Genomic DNA, 24,152 nt, shown 5'->3' with positions numbered 1-24,152 from the left:
AAAGGAGGACGCCCGTCATGACTGAACCGTTATTTTTCGAGCCTGTTTTTAAAGAAAGAATATGGGGCGGAACGGCTTTAGCCTCTTTCGGCTATGACATTCCATCCGAACAAACAGGGGAGTGCTGGGCTTTCGCCGCACATCAAAATGGACAAAGCGTCGTGAAAAACGGCTTGTATAAAGGGCTCACATTAAGCGAATTATGGGATGAACACCGTCATTTATTCGGACATATAAAGGGAGACCGCTTTCCTCTTTTGACAAAAATTTTGGACGCCGACCAAGACCTATCCGTACAAGTGCATCCAAATGATGAATATGCAAAGCTGCACGAAAACGGGGAGCTTGGAAAGACGGAATGCTGGTATATCATTGATTGCAAGGAAGATGCGGAGATCATTTACGGCCACCATGCCAAGACGCGGGAAGAACTGGTCTCAATGATCGAAAACGGAAAATGGAATGAGCTTTTGCGCCGCGTCAAAGTGAAGCCGGGAGATTTCTTCTATGTGCCGAGCGGAACCGTCCATGCGATCGGAAAAGGCATTTTGATTTTGGAGACGCAGCAGAATTCTGACACAACCTACAGACTATATGATTATGACAGAAAAGACGCTGAAGGAAACCTGCGCGAGCTCCATTTGCAAAAAAGCATAGAAGTGATCGACGTTCCGTCTTCCCCTGATCGCGAAACCGTTCAATACGAAACATCGGGCGACGTCAAGACTGCCGCACTGATTGATTGTCCTTATTTCTCAGTAGAAAAATGGGATGTAAAAGGATCGGCCTGTTTCAAACAGGATAAACCGTTTCTTCTTGCCAGCGTCATAGAAGGGGAAGGGCGCATCGCATCTGGCGGCCATAACTTTTCATTTAAAAAAGGAGATCACATGCTGCTGCCCTGGGGCTTTGGAGAATTTACGCTCGCCGGCCATGCGGAATGTATCGTCTCAAGCTTATCAATTGAATAAACGATCAGCGGCGCCCTTTCTGAACAGACCATAAAACTATGGTCTGTTTTATTTTTGCAAAAAAAATAATCTCGACTTGCCAAGACGTGTTCACAGAGGGCTGACAATGCATATTCCCAAGCTTTCACAAGTAAAATAGAGTAAACCAAAAAAACATTTGGAAATCTTCCAATTATTTGATAAGCTGATATTAAAAGCTTCATATCTTTCATCAGCTGCACTGCCCGGGACTTTTCGCGGAACAGCTGCTTCATGAAACAAAAAGGCGGTCCTATGTTCCGGCGTCTGGCAAGAAAAGCCTGCTAAATGACCGAAACAACCGTGCCCTTCATAATTGGTTGGTCCTTATCTGGATGAGAAAAGGAGACGATGATTCGTATCAGCAAAAATGTAAGCGGATTCATCGTCTTTTTATCTCGGTTTATCACTCTTTTTAGCGGAAGCGAGGAGGTAAGCAATGGGGAAAGCAAAACTTCGATGGAATGAACCCTTGATTTCTCAACACGAATCGGCTGCTGAAGGATTTACACCGGAAGATTTCACAGAGGAAGATCGACTGATTTCAAAAACGACAGAATCATTTGTCAAAAACGAAGTCATGCCCCTTCTTGAATCGATTGATCAGCAGGATCACGAAAGCGTGAAAAAATTGTTTCAAAAAGCAGGAGAGCTCGGTTTGCTCAGTATCGAAGTTCCGGAGGATTGCGGCGGCCTTTCACTCAGCAAGAAGCTTTCCGGGTTGGTGGCAGAGAAAATGGGAGCCGGCGGATCGTTCAGCGTCTCCTTTAATATTCATGCGGGAGTCGGGACACTGCCGTATATTTATTATGGAACAGAGGAACAAAAACAAAAATACCTTCCAAAACTGGCATCGGGCGAATGGATCGGAGCATATGCTCTGACAGAGCCGGGCGCAGGATCGGATGCTTTAAACGCAAAAACGACAGCCGTCTTGAATAGGGAAGGGACAGCCTGGATTTTAAATGGGGAAAAGCAGTGGATTACGAACGCGCAAGTAGCTGATGTATATGTTGTCTTTGCAAAAACGGCGGAAGGCATGACAGCATTTATCGTCGAACGCTCGTTTAAAGGTGTTTCCATCGGACCTGAAGAGAAGAAGATGGGAATCAAAGGGTCTTCGACAGCAACCTTAATCTTGGAGGAAGTCGAGGTGCCAAGCGACAATGTTCTAGGTCATATCGGGAAAGGTCATCACGTCGCTTTGAACATTTTAAACATGGCCCGCTTAAAGCTCGCGTTTTCGAACATTGGAACGGCAAAACAAGCATTGAACCTTGCTGTTAGCTACGCCAAACAGCGAAAGCAATTTAACAAGCCGATCATCGGTTTTTCAATGATTCAAGAAAAGATTGCCGACATGGCGGTCTCGATTTTCGGCGCGGAAAGCGCTGCTTACAGAACGGCAGATTGCTTGGACAATGTTTTAGATTCGGCTCTCCCATTAGACGATAGACTGAGAAAACTCACAAACTATGCATCCGAATGTGCGATCAATAAAGTTTACTGCTCCGAAATCCTCGGCCGGATCGCAGACGAAGCGGTGCAGATTCATGGCGGCTACGGATACATGCAGGAGTACGAAGTCGAACGATTGTACCGGGACGCGAGGATCAGCCGGATTTTCGAGGGGACAAATGAAATAAACCGCTTAACGATCGCCAAACTGCTCATGAAAGAAGTGCAGCAAAACGGCATCTCAGAGCCGGAAGCTCAACTAGGCAGCGAGGGAAATCGAAACCGGCGATTTATTCAGCTGTCCAACAGGCTTTTCGGCAAGACACTGAAAGCGCTTATCCGCTCTCGCGTGAACACTCAAGAAGATCAGGAATACGCACGGCTTCTCGCCGACATGAAAAAAGAAATCTATGTGATGGAATCCGCCGCCCGCCGAACCGAAAAAGCTAGGCAAATATACGGTGGTGAAAAAGCACGGTTGAAAGAAATGATGACGAATGTCATTTGTGAAGAAGGCTACCGCAGAATCGAAGAGATGGCGGTGACCGCCTTATCAAGCATAGCATCTGATGAAGCCGAAAGAAAACTCGCATTTGAAGAGGCTCGCAGCGTTTCTTTGCCTCTTTTCAGCAATCTGTTTACTCAAAAACGCGAAATCGCAGAAAAAATAGCCGCTCATGAAAAATATACGGTGTGATCGGAGGGAAACTGTTTGAAAAAAATCGGATTTATCGGTTTGGGCAATATGGGTCTGCCAATGTCGAAGAATCTGCTTCAGGAGAACTTTACGGTTTATGGAATGGACCTTAACAAAGAAGCTGAATTGGCCTTGCATCATGCAGGAGGAACGATCGGGATTTCAGTTGAAAAAATGGTTGAAGAGTGTGACGCCATCCTCACAAGCCTTCCTTCCTCAAACGCTGCAGAGGAGGTTTTTCTGGGAAAAAAAGGGCTCGTACACCTGGCTGAACCGGGCGTCCTCCTGATCGATACAAGCACGGTCGCTCCTGAACTGAATATCCGAATTGCGGAGGAAGCGAAAAGCAAAGGTATCGATTTTCTTGCGGCGCCGGTCAGCGGCGGTGTGATCGGGGCGGTCAACCGGACGCTGACCTTTATGGTCGGGGGTCCGAAGTCCGTTTTTGATAAAGCGTTGCCTGTTTTCAATGCATTGGGCGAGAATATTTTTCATGTGAACGAAAACATCGACAGCGGAACGAATACAAAGCTGATCAACAACCTCTTAATCGGTTTTTATACAGCCGGCGTCAGTGAAGCCTTGCACCTTGCCAAAAACAGCAATCTCGACCTCGACCAATTGTTTGAGATGCTGAACGTCAGCTATGGGCAGAGCCGGATCTATGAGCGCAACTATAAAAGTTTCATAGCGGATGAAAACTATAAACCTGGCTTTTCTTTGAAGCTGCTGCTGAAAGACCTTGGCTTTGCATTGGATTTGGCTGAGAAGAACAACGTTGAACTGCCGGTGAGCAAGATTCTCTTCGGCATTTACGAAGAAGCCGATCAGAACGGATACGGGGAAAAAGATATGTCTGTTTTATACAAAAAAATAAGCGAACAGAAGACAACTTATCAGTAAGGAGAGGTGAGAAATCAAATGATCACAACCAATGCAAAAAAAATGATGAACCATATCGACGGGGAATGGGTCAATTCTCTAGGTGCGGAATCGGAAGAAGTCGTCAATCCTGCAAACGGAAACGTCATCGCTTATGCGCCTCTATCTGTGAGAGCGGATGTAGATCGTGCCGTGCAGGCTGCCAAGCACGCTTATCAGACCTGGTCGCTTGTGCCCGTCCCCAATCGGGCAAGGCTTTTATACAAGTATTTACAGCTTCTCCAGGAGCAAAAAGAACAATTGGCAGACATTATTACGACGGAAAACGGCAAAACGTTAAAAGACGCCCGCGGCGAAGTGCAGCGGGGAATCGAAGTTGTTGAGCTTGCGACAGCCACACCTACTTTAATGATGGGAGAATCCCTGCCCGCGATAGCCGGGGGCATCGACGGATCGATTTGGCGCTATCCTTTGGGAGTCGTCGCCGGCATTACGCCGTTTAACTTTCCAATGATGGTTCCCCTGTGGATGTTTCCGCTCGCCATCGCCTGCGGAAACACGTTCGTCCTGAAACCTTCGGAACGGACTCCTATTCTTGCCGGGAAGCTTGTTGAGCTGTTCTATGAAGCCGGGTTTCCAAAAGGTGTGTTAAACCTCGTCCATGGAGGAAAGGATGTTGTAAACGGAATATTGGAGAACGATGATATTAAAGCCGTCTCCTTCGTTGGTTCAGAACCGGTCGCAAAATATGTGTATCAAACGGGCACAGCCAACGGGAAACGCGTTCAGGCGCTGGCCGGCGCTAAAAACCATGCGATTGTTATGCCGGATTGCCATCTTGAAAAGACTGTTCAAGGCATCATCGGTGCGGCATTCGGCAGCAGCGGGGAACGCTGTATGGCCTGCTCCGTTGCGGCGGTCGTTGATGACATCGCCGATGACTTCATGGAAATGCTCGTCTCTGAAACACGGAAGCTGAAGACAGGAGACGGCAGATCCGAGGATCACTTTGTCGGCCCGCTGATCCGCGAAGTCCATAAACAACGCGTCCTTGACTATATCGACAGCGGTATAAAAGAAGGGGCCGCACTCGCCGTAGACGGACGCAATCCGGATGTTCGAGAAGGATACTTTGTGGGAGCCACGATTTTCGATCATGTGACACCAGAGATGAAAATCTGGCAGGACGAAATCTTTGCACCGGTCTTGAGCGTCGTCCGTGTACAAGATCTTGACGAGGGGATCGAGCTCGCCAATCAATCCAAGTTTGCCAACGGCGCTGTCATCTACACATCGAGCGGGAAAAGCGCCCAGCAGTTCCGCGACAAAATCGATGCCGGAATGATCGGCGTCAATGTCAACGTCCCGGCTCCGATGGCGTTCTTCTCCTTCGCAGGGAACAAAGCCTCTTTCTATGGAGATCTTGGGACAAACGGAAAGGACGGCGTCCAGTTTTACACGCGTAAAAAGGTCGTCACCGAACGCTGGTTCTAATCCTTAACATAAGGCTCCCTCTCATGCACAACTGATTTTTTTTCAGAGGGGCCTTTTTTATTTAATCAGGGAGGGATCAATATTGAACTTGAAATATGCCACACTTAAAACAGAACATGGCATCACAACCGTGACGTTGAACAATCCGCCGGCAAATACACTTTCTTCTTCCTGTATCGCCGAATTGCGCTCTCTTTTTCGGGAATTGGCCCGCGACGAGGAGACAAAAGCAATCATCATTACTGGAGAAGGCCGCTTTTTTGTGGCGGGAGCGGATATAAAAGAATTCGTTTCAAAACTTGGGGACCAAAAACAAGGATTGGCGCTCGCACAAGGGGGCCAGGCGCTCTGCGATGAAATCGAAGCTTCCAAAAAACCCGTCATTGCGGCGATAAACGGACCGGCTCTTGGCGGAGGCCTGGAACTCGCGATGAGCTGCCACTTCAGAATCGTATCAGACGATGCAACAGTCGGTCTTCCCGAATTAAAGCTCGGCTTGATTCCTGCATTTGGTGGTACACAGCGGCTTCGCAACATAACGGACACAGCGACAGCACTCGACCTTATCCTGACGGGCCGATCGCTTTCAGCTCAAGAGGCGGTAGAGCTGAAAATTGCACAGATGGCTGTAAAGGGAGAGGAACTGATGAAGACGGCAGCTGCTGTCGCGTCGTCTTTTATCGAAGGAAAAAGCATGACCAGCGTGAGGCGCGCCGTCGAATGTGTCGTACAGGGCGCCAGCGAAAGCATGGAACAAGCACTGGAGAGGGAGCGAAACAGATTCGCCGAGCTGTTTGTCACTTCAGATGCCAAAGAAGGAATTCACGCATTTGTCGAAAAGCGCAAACCAAACTTTCATCATTCATAAAAGGAGTGGATCAAGATGTCCGATGACGTGCTGTTTTCCGTCAATCAAAACGGCGCCGCAGCGATTGTTCTGAATCGCCCGAAAGCGCTCAACTCACTCACATACGACATGGTCCGTCTGATTGGTGAAAAGTTAAACGAGTGGGAGACAGATCAAAACGTTTCTATCGTGGTCATCAAAGGTGCAGGACCAAAAGGACTATGTGCCGGAGGGGATATTAAGGCACTCTATGAAGCTCGTTCGTCAAAACAGGCCCTGCAAGATGCCGAGCGCTTTTTTGAAACAGAGTACGAAGTCGATATGGCAGTCCATCGATTTTCGAAACCGATCATCGCCTGCTTGGACGGGATCGTCATGGGGGGAGGCGTCGGCCTGACGTACGGGGCCAGCCACCGGATCGTCACGGAGAGGACAAAATGGGCGATGCCCGAAATGAATATCGGCTTCTTTCCGGATGTCGGGGCAGCCTATTTTTTAAACAAAGCCCCGGGCCGCTTAGGGCGGTATCTTGGATTAACGGCGTCTGTCATCCATGCAGCCGACGTGCTGTATATCAATGGGGCAGACGCCTACATGGAGAGCGGCGCTTTAGAACGATTGCTTCAAGCAGTGGAACAAACCGATTGGCGCCTTGCAAGCGTTGAAGAAAAGCTCGATCAGCTGATCCGCGAATCAAAAACGGAGCCCTCCCAGGAGAGCACGCTCGCCCGTGATCAGCAAGCGATTGACCGTCATTTTAAGTATGATAAGCTGGAAGAGATCCTTCAATCGCTCGAAAGCGAGGGAAGCACCTTTAGCTCGAATGTGAAAAAAACAATGCTTTCCAAATCGCCATTTTCATTAAAAATCACATTGAAACAGCTGGCGGACGGACGTCAAAAAACACTGGAAGAATGCTTTGCCACGGATCTGGTGCTGGCAAAGAACTTTTTGAAGCACAATGATTTCTTCGAAGGCGTCAGGTCCGTCCTGATCGACCGTGATCAATCACCGAACTACAAGTACCGGAACGTTTCAGATGTAACCGATGAAGCGGTGGACCGGTTTTTCCAACCCTCTGAATCTGTCCGGTTTTAAAAGCGGGAGCTGACCATTAGCGTCAGCTCTTTTTTTGTAAGAACCTTATTATAGAGGTATATATTTCGATATGGAGAATATGTATACTGACAATATTTGGTTAGAGGTTGACAACATGAACATCGGAAAATTAAGCAAGTATTTCTTGTCACTAGCCATTGCCCTTGCGACGATTCTGTCCTTTCATGCCGTTTCTGCAAATGCTGCATCAGTTGGTACTATTAAACCAAGCGAATGCTCAACTCACATCTTCACCGTATACGACGAAACAGTTGGCATTGGCGGTTCCGGCCGTGCGCATTTCTATTGCGGCAGTATAAATGGAGGTCCTCAAATTGAATTTTCGGACGAAGATTTAGAGGTTGCGGTCGATGACCCCTTTATTCTCCATGCATATGCTAATCCGAGCATGAACTCGGTAGACTACGAAGGACGCCAAAAGGGAGATGCGGAGGTAACGATTTATTGGAAAAACAAGCCGGAGGGCACCAAATACACATTTTTATTAGTGCAAAATAAATAATTGCTGCATCCTGCCTGAGAAGGCTATGGCGGTGGTCTGGAATCGCCGGCTGAGCATTTACACAATAGCCGTTTTACGCGGCACTATTAAAAAGAACTCTCCAAATTCGGAGGGTTCTTACATTTTATTCATTATACTGGCGACGAAGCAGCTATAATCGGTAGAATAAGAAGAAGCAAGATATCATCCTGAAAAGGAAGGAACAAGGAAAAAAACCATGATGTTTTTATTCATTTTTATCATCATCTTAGCTGCGGCTGTTTTATTGTTCATCAATTTACATCCTGTGTTTGGAGGAAATCCAAGCAAGGAACAAAAAAAGCTGTATCAAAGCTTTGACAATTATGCCGATGGCAAATTTCTTAATCAAACACAAGAAAAGATGGATATGGGCGGAATATCCGGAGTTTTCTCAATGATGAGAGACGCTGTTTCCGGCGGCAAGGAGCGCAATCCTTCCGATCAAATCCCTGTTTCTGAGATTGATTGGAACATCGTTAAAAGTAACGAAGACAGCTTAACATGGTTTGGACATTCCGCTTTTTTACTGAGCATCGACCGCAAAAAAATACTCGTAGACCCTATGCTGGGTCCAATTGCTTCACCCGTATCATTCATCGGAAGCAGACGCTACAGCGAAGACATCCTGCATACGGTCAATGATATGCCGCCGATTGACGCCGTCTTGATTACACATGACCATTATGATCACTTAGATTATCCATCCATCTTAAAGCTGAAGGAAAAGGCCGGTCATTTCTTCGTTCCTTACGGAATCAGCGCACACTTGATCCGGTGGGGAATTGAGAAAGAAAAAATCACCGAACTCAATTGGTGGGATGAAACGGAGTTTCAAGGTTTGACAATAGCCCTGACACCGTCCAAACACTTTTCAGGCAGAGGATTATTGAATCGAAACACGACCCTGTGGGGCGGCTGGGTCATCCTCGGAAAACATACGCGTTTTTATACGAGCGGTGACGGGGGATATGATGAACACTTTAAGGAAATCGGCAAAAAATACGGCCCTTTCGATATCACATTAATGGAAGGCGGCCAATATGACAGACGCTGGTCCGGGATTCATATGACACCCGAACAATCTGTACAAGCCCATAAAGATGTAAAAGGAAAGAACATGATGTTGATTCATTGGGGAGCCTTTACCCTCGCATACCACGGCTGGAAAGAGCCGATTGAACGCGCATTGAAAGAGGCCGAGAAAAAAGGCGCCAACATGATTGCTCCGGCGATTGGCGAAACGGTTCCGTTAAACAGCCAATACTCGCTTCCCGAAACCTTTTGGTGGGATATATAAGCAGGTCGTTTATCTGTATATAAAGCATCCTTTTTAAATTAAGAAAAAAGCCGTTTCCAGCGCAGGCCGGAGACGGCTTTTTCTCAGCAAATTTCACAAAATCCCTTGCGTTAAAGTGGGCTTTAACGATTATTCTGTAGATGCAGCTTAGAAAAGAATTTCGTAGCCTTAATCGAAAAAGAAGCAAGGAGAGAGTTATGGTGTTAGTAACAAAATCAACAGTTCGGCTCCCCCGGGGGCTTCAGGCCAGGCATACGACCCTATTTGTCCGCAAAGCGATTTCATTCAAAAGTGAAATCGTACTCGCTAAAAACGGGCAGACAGCAAACGGGAAAGATCTGATGGAAATCCTTCAATTAGGAGTGCAAGAAGGGGATGAGATCACGTTAATGGTCTATGGTACGGATGAGCAAGCCGCAAAGGAGACTTTGGAAAAATTTCTTTTGAATGTAGTGCCATAATTGAAAGCGCGCCGGCACTTATCAAATTACTTTTCATCCGCTTTCAAGGACATTGCCTGATTCTTTTTTTCTAATCCATCATAGTACATGATTTTCTCATCGATTTTTAAAAAGGCGCGTTCCAGGACTCTTTGCTTTTCAAGCATTTTTTCTTTATGTTTTTCAAGTATTTGTTTGCGCTTCGAGATGGTCCAATCTCCTTCTTTTGTTAAATTGACGATTTCCCGTAATTCCGAAAGCGCAATGTCAGTTTTCCGCAAGCATATCACAAGCTCCAACCATGACAAGTCTTTTTCTTCAAAAATGCGGTTTCCATTTGCGTCTCTTTTAATAAAAGGCAGAAGACCTTCTTTTTCATAATATCGGAGTGTATGTGTAGGCAAACCTACTTTTTCAGCAACTTCTTTTATAGAATACCCCATTTTGAAACCTCCATCATATTCATCAAAATTCTAATTGGATGTGTCACAACACACAATGATTATAGACCTTAAAGTGGACTTTAACGCAAGCCGAAGAAGATTTCAGAAAAACCTCTTGCCTTAAAGCGAACTTTAAGGTTTAACCTTAACTTGCACCTCTTCTCTATGAATTGGCGTAATATAACGTAAGAAAGGATCGATATGGATGTGTAATCTGCATAAAACCATCTCAACCCGTGTACTGAGTGCTCCGAGAGCCAAGGCGAAATTTGAACAGACCACAATTGAAAGAAGGGAATTACAACCGAATGACGTTTTAATCGATATTAAGTACAGCGGCATTTGCCATTCGGATATCCATAGCGCGTACGATGAATGGGGAGGCGGAATCTTCCCAATGGTTCCGGGACATGAAATCGCCGGCATCGTCAAAGCAGTTGGGACAAGTGTTAAAAAATTTGCTGTCGGCGACCGCGTGGGGGTCGGCTGCTTCGTTGACTCTTGCGGCGAATGTGAATACTGCCAGAGCGGAGAGGAGCAATTTTGTACGAAAGGCGTGATCCAAACGTATAACTGTTTAGACTACGATGGAAATCCGACATATGGCGGTTACAGCCAATACATCGTGGTTAAAGAAGATTTTGTTGTCCGCATTCCGGACAGCCTGAACTTGGATGTTGCAAGCCCGCTCTTGTGCGCAGGCATCACCACGTACTCTCCTTTGAAGCATTGGAACGCAGGCCCCGGCAAGAAAGTTGCCGTTGTGGGAATGGGGGGACTCGGCCACGTCGCCATCCAATTTGCGCATGCCATGGGGGCAGAAGTAACGGTCTTAAGCCGCTCTTTGAATAAACAGGAAGAAGCCTTGCGTTTTGGCGCAGATCATTACTTTGCAACTGGCGACCCTGCAGTATTCACTGAGCTGGCCGGACGCTTTGATCTTATTTTAAACACGGTGTCCGCCAATCTGGACGTTGATGCATACTTATCGCTTCTTCGCGCCGATGGAACACTTGTTAACGTCGGCGCGCCGGCAGAACGGGATCAGTACAGTGTGTTTTCCTTAATCATGGGCCGCCGCAGCATTGCAGGTTCGCTTGTCGGCGGCATTCGGGAGACACAAGAGATGCTTGATTTCGCTGCTGAACACGGCTTGGCTCCGCAAATTGAGGTCATCGGAGCTGACCAAGTAGATGAAGCATATGAGCGCGTCCTCAAAAGCGATGTGCGTTATCGATTCGTGATTGATGTCTCTACTTTGTAAATCATATATAATAACAGATAGGCCAGTCATTTTATTTGACTGGCCGCTTTTCTTAGCTTTTGCCCCGCATGACCCGGCAATTTCAGCCGAGCGAATGAAGATACCATTCTATATATCTCCTTGTTCTATAACGAGCAGAGAGCCGAACAGGGATTGGCGGCCTTGGTTTATGCGACAAGGGATCGGGGCCGAGGCGTCCTGCCATCAATTAGATTTCCTTACCGCTCTCATAATGACATATACGATCCCCGAATCCTATTAATACCGAAATGATTGCAGGCCCTAATGGCATTTCACAACCTCCCAAAAAGAGAATTTACTTTCCATCGTTATTTTTACATTATGTAACAAACTTTCAAATCAATTCCAAAGGAGGAGTGCGACGTAATTTTTATACAGACTAAACCTTTGACAATACGAGCAACAGCTACTATAGTAGGATAGTACTTTTATTTAATATTTACTGATAATTCAGGACATTTATTTTGAAAATTTTTATCGCGCTACACTGCTGACTACTAAAAACGCACTAATAGCTTAACCCGAATCGGAGGACTCATGATGGCAAAAAAAATTCCTTTTTCATTTATCCTAATCATAGGATTAATGCTATTCGCATTATTTTTCGGTGCAGGAAATCTCATTTTCCCGCCTATGCTGGGTCAGATGGCCGGAGAGAATGTATGGACAGCCAATGCAGGATTCTTGGTGACCGGAGTCGGATTGCCATTGCTCGCCATTACGGCATTCGTTTTTTCAGGAAAAAATGATTTGCAGTCTCTGGCCAGTCGTGTGCATCCGTTGTTCGGCATTGTATTTACAACGGTTCTCTATTTAGCAATCGGCCCTTTTTTTGCGATTCCCAGATCCGGCAATGTGTCGTTTGAAATAGGGGTTAAACCTTTTTTATCAAATGATGCGGGCCCTGTTGCCTTAATCATATTTACCGTATTATTTTTCACTGTGGCATGCTTGCTGTCCCTGAATCCAACTAAAATTATCGATGTAATCGGAAAATTTCTAACTCCTATTAAATTAACATTTATCGGATTGCTCGTTGTTACGGCTATTATTCATCCAATCGGAAGCTTTCAAGCTCCGTCTGAAGGATATGCATCACACGTATTTTTTAAAGGATTCAAAGAAGGTTACTTTACTCTTGATGCCCTTGTCGCTTTTGTATTTGGAATCATCATTGTGAACGCCATGAAAGAGAAGGGAGCGGCCTCCAAAAAACAGCTCATAATCGTTTGTGCAAAATCGACGGCGATTGCAGCGGCGCTCTTGGCTCTGATCTATTCAGCGCTTTCATATATGGGGGCTTCCAGCGTTGAAAAACTGGGTCTTTTAGAAAATGGAGCCGAGGTTTTGGCAAAGGTTTCATCCTATTATTTCGGACCATATGGTTCCGTTTTTTTGGGCTTAATGATAACTGTAGCATGTCTGACAACAAGTGTGGGACTCATCACAGCATGCTCTTCGTTTTTCCACGGCTTGTTTCCAAACATCTCCTATAAAAAAATTGCTGTCATTCTGTCAATGTTCAGCACCCTTGTAGCAAATATAGGATTAACACAGCTGATTAACGTTTCAATGCCGGTTTTAACAACTTTGTATCCCATTGCGATTTCTTTAATATTCTTAACATTTTTACATCCTTTATTTAAAGGGAAGAGGGAAGTGTATCAAGGCAGTCTGATATTGACCTTTATCATCAGCCTGTTTGACGGCCTGAATGCTGCCGGACTCAAAATTGCAGCTATTAATCAATTTTTCAATCAGTTTCTCCCGATGTATGACATCGGATTAGGATGGGTGCTTCCGGCGATTTTAGGAGGAATAGGCGGCTATCTCATTCATAGACTCCGGAAGTGCTGAATAAACTCATAAATATGAAGGCAACCCTATGATCCCAGGGTTGCCTTTTTCTTTCAAATGTTTGCGATGGTTTTCCATAAATGGATATTCTATAATGGTGTTAGTTTATCCATTTTGAAAAGAAAAGAGTGCTGAGTATGAGAAAATGGTATTTTATTTTATCAGCGTGTATTTTAGTTTCTGTTATCATCGCTTTTGCTTACGATAAGACCGGAGCAAAAGAAGCAGAACCGGCTAACAGCTTGTATGTTTCCCCCGATGGAAATGATCAAAATGAAGGAACGAAAGAAAAGCCGTTTCGAACTCTGAAACAGGCAGCAAAAAAGGCTGTCCCCGGCACAACTGTCATGATTCGGGAAGGCACGTATCATGAAACGCTTGATGTGAGAGAGAGCGGGTCGGCTGAAAAGCCTATCACATTTCAAAACTATGAGAATGAAAAAGTCGTCATCAGCGGAGAATCTGTTAAGGACGCGGAATATGAAACACCGCTCATTCAGATTCACAATCAACAGTACATCACAATCAGCGGACTGACGATTCAAGACCTTTCCGTTTCATCAGAAGAAGCAACAGCCATGGGAATTTATGTGTCAGGCTCCAGCAGTCATATTACCATCAAAAACAATCACGTCCGGGATATAAAAACAACAGCGGATGATGGCAATGCCCACGGGATTGCCGTTTATGGCTCCGGCAGCATGAAAGACATTAAGATCGAGGACAATACGGTTGAAAAGCTGACACTCGGAGCGAGTGAAGCGGTTGTGCTGAACGGAAACATTGACGGTTTCACGGTGAGAGGCAATGTGGTTCGCGACAATAACAACATCGGAATTGATCTGATCGGATATGAAGGAACGGCCGCTCAAAACGATTTTGTGCGAAACGGTATCGTAGAAAACAACACGGTTTACGATAACTCCACTTACGGAAATCCTGCCTATGGTGATGACTATTCTGCGGGCGGAATATATGTTGACGGAGGACAAAGCATTGACATTAAGGAAAATACGGTCTACGGCAACGATATCGGAATTGAAGCAACGTCTGAACATAAAGGGAAATATGCTGATGATATTCAAATAACCGACAACAAAGTGTATGAGAATGCGTATACGGGCATTTCTATCGGCGGATACGACCAAAAGCGGGGAGGCACCAGCCATTCTGTCATTGCACACAATATTATTTACCGCAATGATACAAAGGGGCTGGATGGCGGACAGCTTTTGCTCCAGTATGATACAAAAAACAATACAATCGAAAAAAACATCATAACAGCAAGCGATTCGCGAATATTTATCGCAAACGATTTTACGAAAAATGAAGGAAATAAAGTGAATCATAACGTGTACCACAAGGAATCCGGCAAAGACGGACTATGGATTTGGAAACAGAATGAATACGACTCGTTTTCGCCGTATCAAAACGCAACAAATCAAGATCAAGACTCGATTTATGCCGATCCGATGTATCGCGACGAGTCATCTCATGACTTTACATTAGATCCTGATTCACCGGCTTGGTCTGTGATTGAGTAAAGTGCGAAACACCGAACATGCTAAAAGAATTCCCCATACCCCAAAGCTGCTTTCACAGCGTAGCTTTGGGGATTTTTAAACTGCAAAATTAATCTATGGATTGCCTTCTGAATACAGCCAAAAGAGCGGATGAATGTTAGAAAGATACCCGTTCACTAATTTCTTTAATGTCAAACAAGAGAAGATTTTTTCTCACTAGTTGACCCCGAATCATTGTTTCATGTGATAGCCTTTTCAGCTACCTGAAAATCTGGAGTTCCCTTTTATGAATGTTGTACGTAGATCGGGCTTCGGTTGTTTCTTTCCTTTTGATCCTGCAGAAGTGTGGAAAAAAGTATGAAAAACTTGACATTGCCTAAATATAAAAGCTATCATGGATAAGTAAAGTCTATGATTGAGGTGAAAAACTGCGCTATGAAGTATTCGAAAGCAACGAACTATGCCCTTCACACTATGCTCTTTCTTGCAGCAGGCGCCCCAAATACATTTGTCGGTGTACAGCAGTTGGCAGAACGGCAAGAGGTATCGCCCACGTATTTATCGAAAATTTTAACGAAGCTGGCCAAGGCGGGAATGATTGAATCCGCTTCAGGCGCCAATGGCGGATATAGGCTAAAGCGGAATTGGGAAGACATTTCGTTTCTTGATATTATTCACGCAATTGAAGGTACAGCCTCCTTGTTCGATTGCAACTTGAACCATGGATCAGAATGTGTGATTCAGAAGGTGATGGTATCTGCAGAAGATGAAATGGAGAATTATTTGAGACAACAAAAAATATCTGACCTTGCCAAAAAAATAACTGTTGAGTTGTGAACCGCAGTTATTTTTTTAAGACTATCAAAGATATAAAGTGTCTTTAAAGTCTGTTAAGCCTTAATCATTGATTTTACAGCAAAAAATGAAAGGAGTTATGGATCTTGATAAACGAATTTTTTAAAGAAACCGTTTGGGAAGAAGCTTGGAAGGAAGATCAGCAGACAGCGGTTAACAAAATGAAAAAAGCCGGAATGGATAAAGTACACCATTTTGACCTTAGAGCAAAGTCATTCAATGAGCAAGCGTTTAACGAAGAAGGGAGGAAAAGGACAAAACGGATTATGAAATGGCTGGAAGGGCAGGGGGTGACATTTAAAGATACCTCTATTTTAGATATTGGAGCAGCCTCGGGCGGATTTACAGTGCCATTTGCAGAGAGAGGGGCCGAAGTTACCGCCGTGGAGCCTAGTCTTCCTTTAGTCGAGCTGATGAAAGAAAATATAACAGGAATAACAAACGGGAAGGTTAAGATTGTAGCTGAGCCTTTCGAAGACATAGATATCCAAGCAAAGGGATGGGGAAATGCTTTTGATTTTGTATTTGTCTCCATGTGCCCGGCTATTGCTGATTGGGAGAGCGTAAAGAGGGTGCTGAGCTGCGCACGGCAGTTTTGCTATATCAGTCTGTCAGCCGGCTCTCGGGAGCACAGTCTTCTGAATGAGATTTGGCCGCTGGTTTCAGATCAGCCCCTTAAAAATGAACATTCGGAGATGGCCTATTTGCTCCATTTATTGTTTCTAAAAGGTTATACCTATGAATCACTCGTAACCCGGGAAATGAAAACGAGGGAGGTATCCAGGGAAACGGCGCTCAATGAGGTTATGGACATGTTGAGAATGTTTGGTTTGCCTGCGGACGATCGCAACCGGAAAATCACCGCCGCTTATTTGGAACGGACTTATCCAAACGACAAGGTGGAAATCCGACAGGGCGGCCGTTTTGGAAAAGTTCTGATCCGATTACAGAATCAGAACATGTACATGAATTCATGACGACACAGCAATTAATTATAGATATTAAAGATCTATGGAGGTTCTTAAATACATGAAAAAACAACTTCTCGATGTAGCGATTATTGGGGGAGGTCCAGCAGGGTTGAATGCCGCCCTTGTTCTTGGGCGTGCGAGGAAAAATGTGGCGGTGATCGATGCAGGCCGGCCACGCAACGCCGTTACTCGCAAAGCTCACGGATTTCTTACCCGTGACGGAATAAGCCCAAGTGAATTTCGGCAAATTGCAAAGGAACAGATCAGTGCATATCCCTCCGTGTCTTTTATAGCGGATAAAGCTGTGTCGATTACAAAAACCGGCGGTCATTTTCAAATGACAACTGCGCAAGGAAACACTTTTGCAAGCAAGAAAGTGCTGTTTGCCGTCGGAATGAAGGATCAGCCGCTAGATATTCCAGGGCTGGCAGAGGTTTATGGGAAGAGCGCCTTCGTCTGCCCGTACTGTGATGGCTGGGAATTAAGGGATAAGCCTCTAGTGATCATTACCAAGGGGGACGAGGCCATTCACTTCGCTTCTCTCATATCAGGATGGACGAACCGTTTTACGATTTGCACGAACGGCCCCCATCAACTGACGGACGAGCAGTGCGAGGAGCTCAGCAGGCATCGCGTCCCTGTATTCGAAGCGCCGATTCGATGCATCGACTCAGACGACGGGATCGTGCAACAAGTCGTTCTCGAAGACGGGACGACAATTCCATGTAAGGGAATCTTTTTTAAAACGGAACTTGTGACAGGATCGGATTTACCGCGAGCCATAGGATGCGACATCACAGAATCGGGAACGGTCGTCGTTGATAACTTTGGGAAAACGAATATACCGGGCATCTATAGTGCAGGCGATGCAGCTACGAAATTGCATCAAGCCGTTGTCGCCGCCTCGATGGGTGCTATGGCCGCCGCGGCCATAAACAATGAACTGAATTTGGAGGCTTGGGAGCAAAACGGATGAAAACTTTCTGATACTCAAATGTCCAAAATTAAAAGAGCCATACTTTAAGTCAGAAGAAAATAGGGGTGTATGTTGACATATGTAGAGGTGAAATGCCTGGTAGCTGTTTTTTTATTCGTCATTTGATAAACCGTTCTGTGAACAATAAACTAAAGTTATCGATTAACAGTTCGTTGAAAAACTTGGTGTCATATGTTCAAAAAAACCCTAATTTAATGGGGTTTTTTTATTTTCGGTAATACACTTCTGTTGTACAAGGAAGTAAACATAGATCCATTTTATGCGTTGTAAACACTAGTCAAATAAGTATTTTATCATTTAATGGATCCACTCTTATGTTCTCTTTACAGAAAGTAAAAGTGGATCCATTATTATTTGGGAAAGTAAAACTGGATCCATTCTGAACGACTGATGCACTATTACTGAGATATTATGAATATTCATAGAAGGGTATTGTAGAACCTTGTCGAAATTTTATAGAAAAATCTTGTTAAAAGAGGTGTGCACATATATTCACCCATTAACATTAAAAGAAGCAGCAAGTTTGGAAATAATTATTGGGAATCATATATCTGAAATTGTTAGCGATCTCAAGAAAGCCAAGGAGTAGATATGATTCACTGAAGATAGGATGTAATAGTTTCACAGTTTTGAAAAGCGCTTATAGCGCAATGTATGTATTTCACATTCGCCACTTTTATTAATTAAGGGGGAATAAGAAAATGAAAACTTATGACGCATTTCCAGAACCAATTGGCGGCTATACTGTCGGTCGAACCCAGATGGATTTTGAGTACACGGCATCAGATCACTCAAAAAGAGAACTGACGGCGTTTGTGTACTATCCGTCCGACAGTAGCGAAGGTAAGACTACATCAACGTACATGTTTCCTGAAGTCTACGAGATGTTTAATGAGCAGCCACTTGTCACTGCGTTGAAGGATGTTTTCTCTATAGATATCAAGACCCAGTGTTACGACGACCTTGCTCTCTCCGGGAAGGAAAAGCGCTATCCGGTATTATTCTATGTTTGCGGCGGGGGCGGTTCTCCAGAATGGGGTACAGTGATCTGTACAGACTTGGCAAGCATGGGATATGTTGTGGTAAGCATCGGCCATCAGAATAGCACGATGTATAAGCGTAAAGATGGGCGCCTGTTTAATGTATCAAAGGATTTTTCGGATGTCATTATGGCGTTTTCTGAAGATCCGGAGATGCTGGCGTTGGCTGGTAAGATGGAGATGCGGCCTGACGATGAAACTGCCATTGAGATGTGCCATAACGTGCTTACACTGCCGATACTTGCCAAGTTAACAGAGTATAGTGAGTTACAGGCAGAAGATGTAAGGTATGTAGCCGATTATCTTTACAAACTGGACTCTGGAGAACTGAATTCCATCTTTAAGGGCAGATTGTTGCTTGACATCGGCATGGGCATAGTCGGACATTCTTATGGAGGGCCTACGACGGCGATTGTTTGCCGGGACGACGACCGGTTCGCCTGCGGGATTGGCTTGGATAGCGGTGCGTTCGGCCTTCTCGACAGCGACCTTAAGAAACCCTTCTTGCTACTGTTTTGTGAACCTAACTATAACATGAATGCGATAATTGGCGCTAACAATAGCATGGAAACCTATTATTTCTCTGTTGATCGTGTTGCGCATTTAGATTACTGCGACATCGTGTTTACCAGTGTTAATGAGGAACTCAGAGGTGAACGGGATGCTATGGAGATGCGAAATCTTGTTACAGACTATACGAAGAACTTTTTTGATCATTACATACTGCTGAAGGCTGCAAGTGTGGAAAGTCTGGCATACGATGGCGTGGACTTGATCAAGAAGACCAGCAACAAGTGACATAACCGAGAGGTTGCTGATAAACGCATGTCAAAGAGTTAGCCGTACAGACACAAAGCCGATAACCCTATTACGCGGTTATCGGCTCTCTCATATTTCAGGCATTGTTTTCTATTTGAGATGATAAGCGGTGTTTTCACCGTTGAAGATGTTAGAAATTGGCTGGATTCTAGAACAGATCATACCAAATGAATTTATACTATATTGACATATAGATATTGAGATGAGTTTTGATTTGATAGGGAGAATCGCGCCCAATTAAAACTAAATGAATATGCAAGCAAAGAAGTGTTTATTCCCTTCAAAATTACAATTCTTTTGTACAAAGATGATCACAAGAAGAGATCAATTTTTATAAGTTAAAGGAGAAGGAGTTTGAGAAGAATGGGTTATGTCAAAGAACCGTCGTACAGGAGGAACATTGTATAATCCTAACCTTCATTTCTTTCTAGTTTACATAATATATATTCTCGGAAGTTAAGGATTAAAAAGAAATTCTGTCTCAATCTCAAAGTATACTCAAGTTAGTGAGACAGAATAAAAATTTAGCGATACACTGAATATACGGCAATTTCTTTTCCCCATTTATGTATTGTTTTTTCTAAAGTCATCCCGATTCGTTCGGCTACTTTTCTGGACGGCAGATTTTGCGCATCAGGTAAAGATACGATTTTTTTCAGATGAAATGACTCAAATCCATATTGTTTGCATGCTGATGCTGCTTCGGTTGCATAGCCGTTTTTCCAGACGCTCCGTTTAAACAAATAGCCGATTTCCATTTCGTTCGATCCTTCGACTTCCTGTGGCACGATGCCGCATTGGCCTAAAAATTCGCCCGTTTGTTTATGTTCGGCAACCCACAGACCGGTTCCGTGTTTTTCATAGTTTTCAAGCGTCCGGTCGATCCATTGCAATGTCTGTTTTTCATTCTTTGTCGATGGATAATATTCCATTGCTATCGGGTCAGAAAAGATTTCGAGCAGGTTTTCGGCGTCATCGCGCCTCATTTTTCGCAAAATAAGCCGGTCTGTCTTCATGATCATGTCTTTCATGCTTCTCCTCCCCCTTATTTTATTGATTATGGAGACGTTAATTCCTGATAAACCGTTTCTAATTCTTCCACCGTCAGATCTCCGTATGCGCATTTAATCACGGCATCTGCGAATTCATCATAGTCATCATCTGTTGAAAAGCCTTGCTGAAGCGTTTTGGCGTAAAGCTCGATTTGTTCCTTTCTCTTTTCAATGTCTTCCTCCTTGCCTGTGTAATCCGGTCCATTGATCGTGTCATAGTGTTCCTTGACAAGCATCATGTATTGCTGCAATGTTTCATTCATACATCCATCTCCTTTCATGTTTACAAAAATATTCCTCATTCCTTCCATTATAATATATACGAAAACGGACACCAATTAGGTTCAGTGCCCCAAATCAGCTTTCCGTTCTCATACAACGTGATTTTTTTCGTATTTTTAAACGTGTTTGAATTTAAAAATGAATAGTCGCCGCTTTGGGCATAATTGCTCCAGCCGTCATTGTGAAGACGGATCTGGATTTCACCTGTACTTGCACCCGGCGCCAATGTACCATTTTTAAACCCTACTTCAAGATACGTGTCTGCTCCGTTTACCGCTTTTTTTATTTGGACGAATTTGTGCGTGATTTTGCTGCAGCCGATTTGGGCATAGTCGCAGTCAAAATTTTGTCCTTTGCGATTCGTTTTATACCAGTAGCGGACGGTGATTCGATTTAAAGAGACGGTTTTTTTGCTGTTGTTTTTAATGTTGAGCTGAGGGCGGATTTGGTTGCCGTTTACATTGTTGTCCCCCGCTCTGTATTGTACTGCTATCGTGTTGGCTGCAGCGCCGCTGTCTTGACCTGGTTTATCCTGATCCTTTTTTTGGTCTTTTTGATCTGACCCTTTCGAATTCGATCCAGAGTCTCCTGACGAACCGTTTGACCCGCTGCGGATGTTATCCCTGACGAATTTGCCTGATGGGGACAAGTCGGATTGCGACCATCCTCCGTTTTTAGAGGCGCCTGGGTTTAAAGCTGCTGACGACTCTTGTTTGTCGGATAAGTTCCAGTTTACCCAGCTGATTTTTTTGCTGTCTAAATATTTCAGCCACTCCCTGGATTGGTCAAGGTAGACCCCGCCGTTTCCTGAAGCATCGCTCGTTCCCCATTCTGTGACGAAAATCGGCGCTCCTTTGCTGAGTGCATAATCGGCTTTATCCCGCAAAGACTGACCGTGCGTGCCCGCATAAAAATGGAGCGCGTACATGACATTGCCGTCTTTCAGCTGATTGTCCGCCGCATCATTGACATCCTGGCTCCAGGTGCCTGTTCCGACAATCACAATATTTTTCGGAGAGTTTTTGCGAATCACGGACAGGATTTCTTCGGCGTAAGGTTTAATGTCGCGATTCCAGTTGACATCGCCGTTCGGCTCGTTGGCAATTTCAAAAATGACGTTTGGCGTCTTGCCATAAAGTCTTGACATTTCGTTAAAAAATTCTTTTGCTTTCGCTTTGTTTTGGTTTGGATTGCCATCGCTCAGTATGTGCCAGTCAATGATCACATAGATTCCGAGTTCTTTTGCCGCTTCGACGGCTTCCTTCACTTTGTTTTTAACCGACGGATTGTCAATATAGCCGCCTTCAGCTGTATACATGGCCGCGCGGAAAACATTGATGCCCCAGTCGTCTCTCAGCCATTTTAACGAGTCTTTGTTGACATAATCGCCATACCACTGTAGACCGTGGGAGCTGATTCCTTTCAGCTGAACCGCTTTTCCGTTTTGATTGACGAGCTGCGTACCTTTTAAGGTAAGCTGTCCGTTTACAGCAACGGGTGTTTTAGAAGCGGCAGCCGCTTTCGGTGCAATGATACCGCTGATGCCAAGCGCCGCTACCATAAAACAGGCGATGAAGACAGAGATGGAACGTTTCATATATGACATTCTTTTTCCTCCAATGATTTTATTTTTCGAAAATACTTTTTCCGCAGCCATTTTTCACTCCTTTCCTTGCCTGTAGCACGAACTGATTGTAAATAAACTATTCACCGATTGTCTATCAACCATATTTCTTGTTTTTTGGCGCTTAAAAAATCTATCTATTTCCTCTTTTCGTATAAAATGGGAGGTCTGAATACTAGTGACCGCAAGCTTTTAAAACAAATGGCCGGGGACTTTGCACATCCTTTTTCTCTCAATTCTAAATTTTAAAAACTGAAATCTTTACAATGAGATGCTTCCTCTCTGCCTAAAATGCCGCATCCGGGAAAAATCGCTGTGAAAAGTTCATAAAACTGACTCGTTCTCTCTGCTGTTTGTATCACTTTATTGACAAAAAAATAAAACCATCCGCTTGGAATGGGTTTACTTCTTTAAATCGGAGAAAAAGCCGACAAGTTTTGTGGCGACACCGACAAACGTTTCAAGAATCGCCTGCCCCCCGGCGACCGACAAAATCAAAATCAACGGGAATATCGCTTTTGGGACAATCAGATACCCGACAGCAATGATCAAAGCGCACCATATCCCTGCGCACCAATAGCAATTCAGCAAATAGCCGAAGTTTGATTTCGGCACTTTTTTCGTTTCTACATGCCCTTGTTCATCAACCGTCTGCTTTTTCTTCATAAACGGTTTCCGGATAAACTCCGTGATCTTATCAAAAACAATTAAATGAGTTAACCGGTAACTGGCGAGAATCAGCATCGTAAATGTAAGCCAGGATATATGCTCCATTGCGGGCCTCCAACATGAAAAGTTATCTATAGCTATTTCCCGATTTCTTCTGACTTATTGCTTTTTCCGTCATTTTTTCAGAATGTGATGTAGATCACGATTTTCCTTCAGTGAACCCGTTACATTTAACCCATAGCATAAAAAACACTTCAGGAGGTTTTACAAATGGAAGCAGTTTTTGATCAAAACACAAAAACGGGTGATATTGTTACCCATTTTCCAAGAGCCAGCCGGCTGCTGAAAGAATATCGCATCGACTTTTGCTGCGGGGGCAACCGTCCGATCGGTGAAGCGATAAAAGAGCAGGATTTAAATGAAGAAGAGATCTTAGCTAGAATCAATACATTATATCAAGAGACAAAGGCATTAAACGCAAAAGAGACGAACTGGAGTGAAGCCCCGTATTCACAGCTGATCGACCATGTGATTCATACGCACCATGCCTACCTGTATGAGGTGCTTCCTGAACTGTCAGGCTTTGTTACAAAAGTATACCGGGTTCATGGCATCCATCATCCGGAGCTCGCCCAGGTCCATCAATTGTTCCATCAGCTGAAAACAGAACTCGAACATCACCTCTTCCAGGAAGAGGAACATATTTTCCCGAAAGTGATGGCCTATGAAGAGACGCGATCAATGGACCGCTTAGCAGAAGCGGTTCAGACGATCGACGTCCTTGAACAAGAGCATGAAGCCGCAGGCAGCATCCTGAAGGAACTGAGAAGAGTGACCAATGACTATACCCTTCCTGAAGGGGCATGCACAACATATACACTGACTTACTTAAAGCTTGATGAATTGGAAACGGATCTTTTTCAGCACATTCACCTGGAAAACAATATTTTGTTCCCGCGGCTTGAAGCGGAAGCCAATCAATAAAACAA

22 protein-coding genes are annotated in these 24,152 nt (G+C 44.6%); 17 read left to right on the top strand and 5 right to left on the bottom strand.

The features are described 5' to 3' along the window. Positions 1–17 precede the first annotated feature (17 nt). The 9 genes from manA to MKY62_RS10360 all read left to right on the top strand — a co-directional run bounded on the left by manA (position 18) and on the right by MKY62_RS10360 (position 9,767). On the top strand, positions 18–971 hold the full coding sequence (gene manA, locus MKY62_RS10400) for a mannose-6-phosphate isomerase, class I (RefSeq protein WP_003182379.1): 954 nt from the start codon (positions 18–20) through the stop codon (positions 969–971). A 457-nt stretch (positions 972–1,428) separates the two neighbouring features. Then, positions 1,429–3,144 (top strand): acyl-CoA dehydrogenase family protein, encoded by a 1,716-nt coding sequence (locus MKY62_RS10395; RefSeq protein WP_011198024.1) that lies wholly within the window; start codon positions 1,429–1,431, stop codon positions 3,142–3,144. A 15-nt stretch (positions 3,145–3,159) separates the two neighbouring features. Continuing rightward, positions 3,160–4,047 carry an NAD(P)-dependent oxidoreductase gene (locus tag MKY62_RS10390; protein ID WP_003182374.1) on the top strand — a complete coding sequence of 296 codons (888 nt, stop codon included), beginning with the start codon at positions 3,160–3,162 and terminating at the stop codon, positions 4,045–4,047. Between the two features lie 18 nt (positions 4,048–4,065). After that, a complete protein-coding gene (locus MKY62_RS10385; RefSeq protein ID WP_003182372.1) occupies positions 4,066–5,520 on the top strand; it encodes a CoA-acylating methylmalonate-semialdehyde dehydrogenase in 1,455 nt (484 codons plus the stop codon). Positions 5,521–5,602: 82 nt separating this feature from the next. Further along, a complete protein-coding gene (locus MKY62_RS10380) occupies positions 5,603–6,388 on the top strand; it encodes an enoyl-CoA hydratase-related protein (protein WP_003182370.1) in 786 nt (261 codons plus the stop codon). 15 nt (positions 6,389–6,403) lie between these two features. Next, positions 6,404–7,465, top strand: a complete 1,062-nt coding sequence (locus MKY62_RS10375; protein ID WP_003182367.1) for an enoyl-CoA hydratase/isomerase family protein — start codon at positions 6,404–6,406, stop codon at positions 7,463–7,465. Positions 7,466–7,580: 115 nt separating this feature from the next. Continuing rightward, a complete protein-coding gene (locus MKY62_RS10370; RefSeq protein WP_009328147.1) occupies positions 7,581–7,988 on the top strand; it encodes a hypothetical protein in 408 nt (135 codons plus the stop codon). A 217-nt stretch (positions 7,989–8,205) separates the two neighbouring features. Then, positions 8,206–9,306, top strand: a complete 1,101-nt coding sequence (locus tag MKY62_RS10365) for an MBL fold metallo-hydrolase (RefSeq protein WP_003182363.1) — start codon at positions 8,206–8,208, stop codon at positions 9,304–9,306. 197 nt (positions 9,307–9,503) lie between these two features. Next, on the top strand, positions 9,504–9,767 hold the full coding sequence (locus MKY62_RS10360; RefSeq protein ID WP_003182361.1) for an HPr family phosphocarrier protein: 264 nt from the start codon (positions 9,504–9,506) through the stop codon (positions 9,765–9,767). Positions 9,768–9,793: 26 nt separating this feature from the next. On the opposite strand, the gene MKY62_RS10355 is transcribed toward MKY62_RS10360, so the two are convergent. Beyond that, positions 9,794–10,189, bottom strand: coding sequence for a MerR family transcriptional regulator (locus MKY62_RS10355; protein ID WP_003182359.1), 396 nt, complete (start codon positions 10,187–10,189; stop codon positions 9,794–9,796). Positions 10,190–10,394: 205 nt separating this feature from the next. Here MKY62_RS10355 and MKY62_RS10350 point away from each other — a divergent pair, with 205 nt between their 5' ends. The 7 genes from MKY62_RS10350 (at position 10,395) to MKY62_RS10320 (ending at position 19,515) form a co-directional block, all read left to right on the top strand. After that, positions 10,395–11,453: an NAD(P)-dependent alcohol dehydrogenase gene (locus tag MKY62_RS10350; protein ID WP_009328152.1), complete on the top strand. Its 1,059-nt coding sequence runs from the start codon at positions 10,395–10,397 to the stop codon at positions 11,451–11,453. A gap of 561 nt (positions 11,454–12,014) precedes the next feature. Then, a complete protein-coding gene (gene brnQ / locus MKY62_RS10345; RefSeq protein WP_025804657.1) occupies positions 12,015–13,331 on the top strand; it encodes a branched-chain amino acid transport system II carrier protein in 1,317 nt (438 codons plus the stop codon). Between the two features lie 137 nt (positions 13,332–13,468). After that, positions 13,469–14,875, top strand: coding sequence for a right-handed parallel beta-helix repeat-containing protein (locus tag MKY62_RS10340; protein ID WP_003182351.1), 1,407 nt, complete (start codon positions 13,469–13,471; stop codon positions 14,873–14,875). A gap of 414 nt (positions 14,876–15,289) precedes the next feature. After that, positions 15,290–15,691, top strand: coding sequence for an RrF2 family transcriptional regulator (locus MKY62_RS10335; RefSeq protein WP_011198022.1), 402 nt, complete (start codon positions 15,290–15,292; stop codon positions 15,689–15,691). Positions 15,692–15,795: 104 nt separating this feature from the next. Then, positions 15,796–16,686 (top strand): class I SAM-dependent methyltransferase, encoded by an 891-nt coding sequence (locus MKY62_RS10330; protein WP_003182348.1) that lies wholly within the window; start codon positions 15,796–15,798, stop codon positions 16,684–16,686. A gap of 52 nt (positions 16,687–16,738) precedes the next feature. After that, entirely contained in the window at positions 16,739–17,656 is a 918-nt protein-coding gene (locus tag MKY62_RS10325; RefSeq protein WP_003182345.1) for an NAD(P)/FAD-dependent oxidoreductase, read from the top strand. 722 nt (positions 17,657–18,378) lie between these two features. After that, positions 18,379–19,515: a choline esterase gene (locus tag MKY62_RS10320; RefSeq protein ID WP_003182343.1), complete on the top strand. Its 1,137-nt coding sequence runs from the start codon at positions 18,379–18,381 to the stop codon at positions 19,513–19,515. A 545-nt stretch (positions 19,516–20,060) separates the two neighbouring features. Here the strand turns inward: MKY62_RS10320 and MKY62_RS10315 are convergent. The 4 genes from MKY62_RS10315 to MKY62_RS10300 form a co-directional block, all read right to left on the bottom strand. Continuing rightward, positions 20,061–20,567, bottom strand: coding sequence for a GNAT family N-acetyltransferase (locus MKY62_RS10315; RefSeq protein ID WP_003182341.1), 507 nt, complete (start codon positions 20,565–20,567; stop codon positions 20,061–20,063). A gap of 26 nt (positions 20,568–20,593) precedes the next feature. Beyond that, on the bottom strand, positions 20,594–20,851 hold the full coding sequence (locus MKY62_RS10310) for a YnfE family protein (protein ID WP_009328166.1): 258 nt from the start codon (positions 20,849–20,851) through the stop codon (positions 20,594–20,596). A gap of 47 nt (positions 20,852–20,898) precedes the next feature. Beyond that, entirely contained in the window at positions 20,899–22,467 is a 1,569-nt protein-coding gene (locus tag MKY62_RS10305; RefSeq protein WP_149168619.1) for a cellulase family glycosylhydrolase, read from the bottom strand. 429 nt (positions 22,468–22,896) lie between these two features. Further along, positions 22,897–23,268: a DUF1360 domain-containing protein gene (locus tag MKY62_RS10300; protein WP_003182336.1), complete on the bottom strand. Its 372-nt coding sequence runs from the start codon at positions 23,266–23,268 to the stop codon at positions 22,897–22,899. Positions 23,269–23,433: 165 nt separating this feature from the next. Here MKY62_RS10300 and ric point away from each other — a divergent pair, with 165 nt between their 5' ends. Further along, a complete protein-coding gene (gene ric, locus MKY62_RS10295) occupies positions 23,434–24,147 on the top strand; it encodes an iron-sulfur cluster repair di-iron protein (RefSeq protein WP_003182335.1) in 714 nt (237 codons plus the stop codon). Positions 24,148–24,152 lie beyond the last annotated feature (5 nt).

It is taken from the genome of Bacillus sp. FSL R7-0646 (assembly GCF_037969865.1).
Taxonomy (GTDB): domain Bacteria; phylum Bacillota; class Bacilli; order Bacillales; family Bacillaceae; genus Bacillus; species Bacillus licheniformis.
This window is presented reverse-complemented; position numbering and strand designations above follow the sequence as displayed.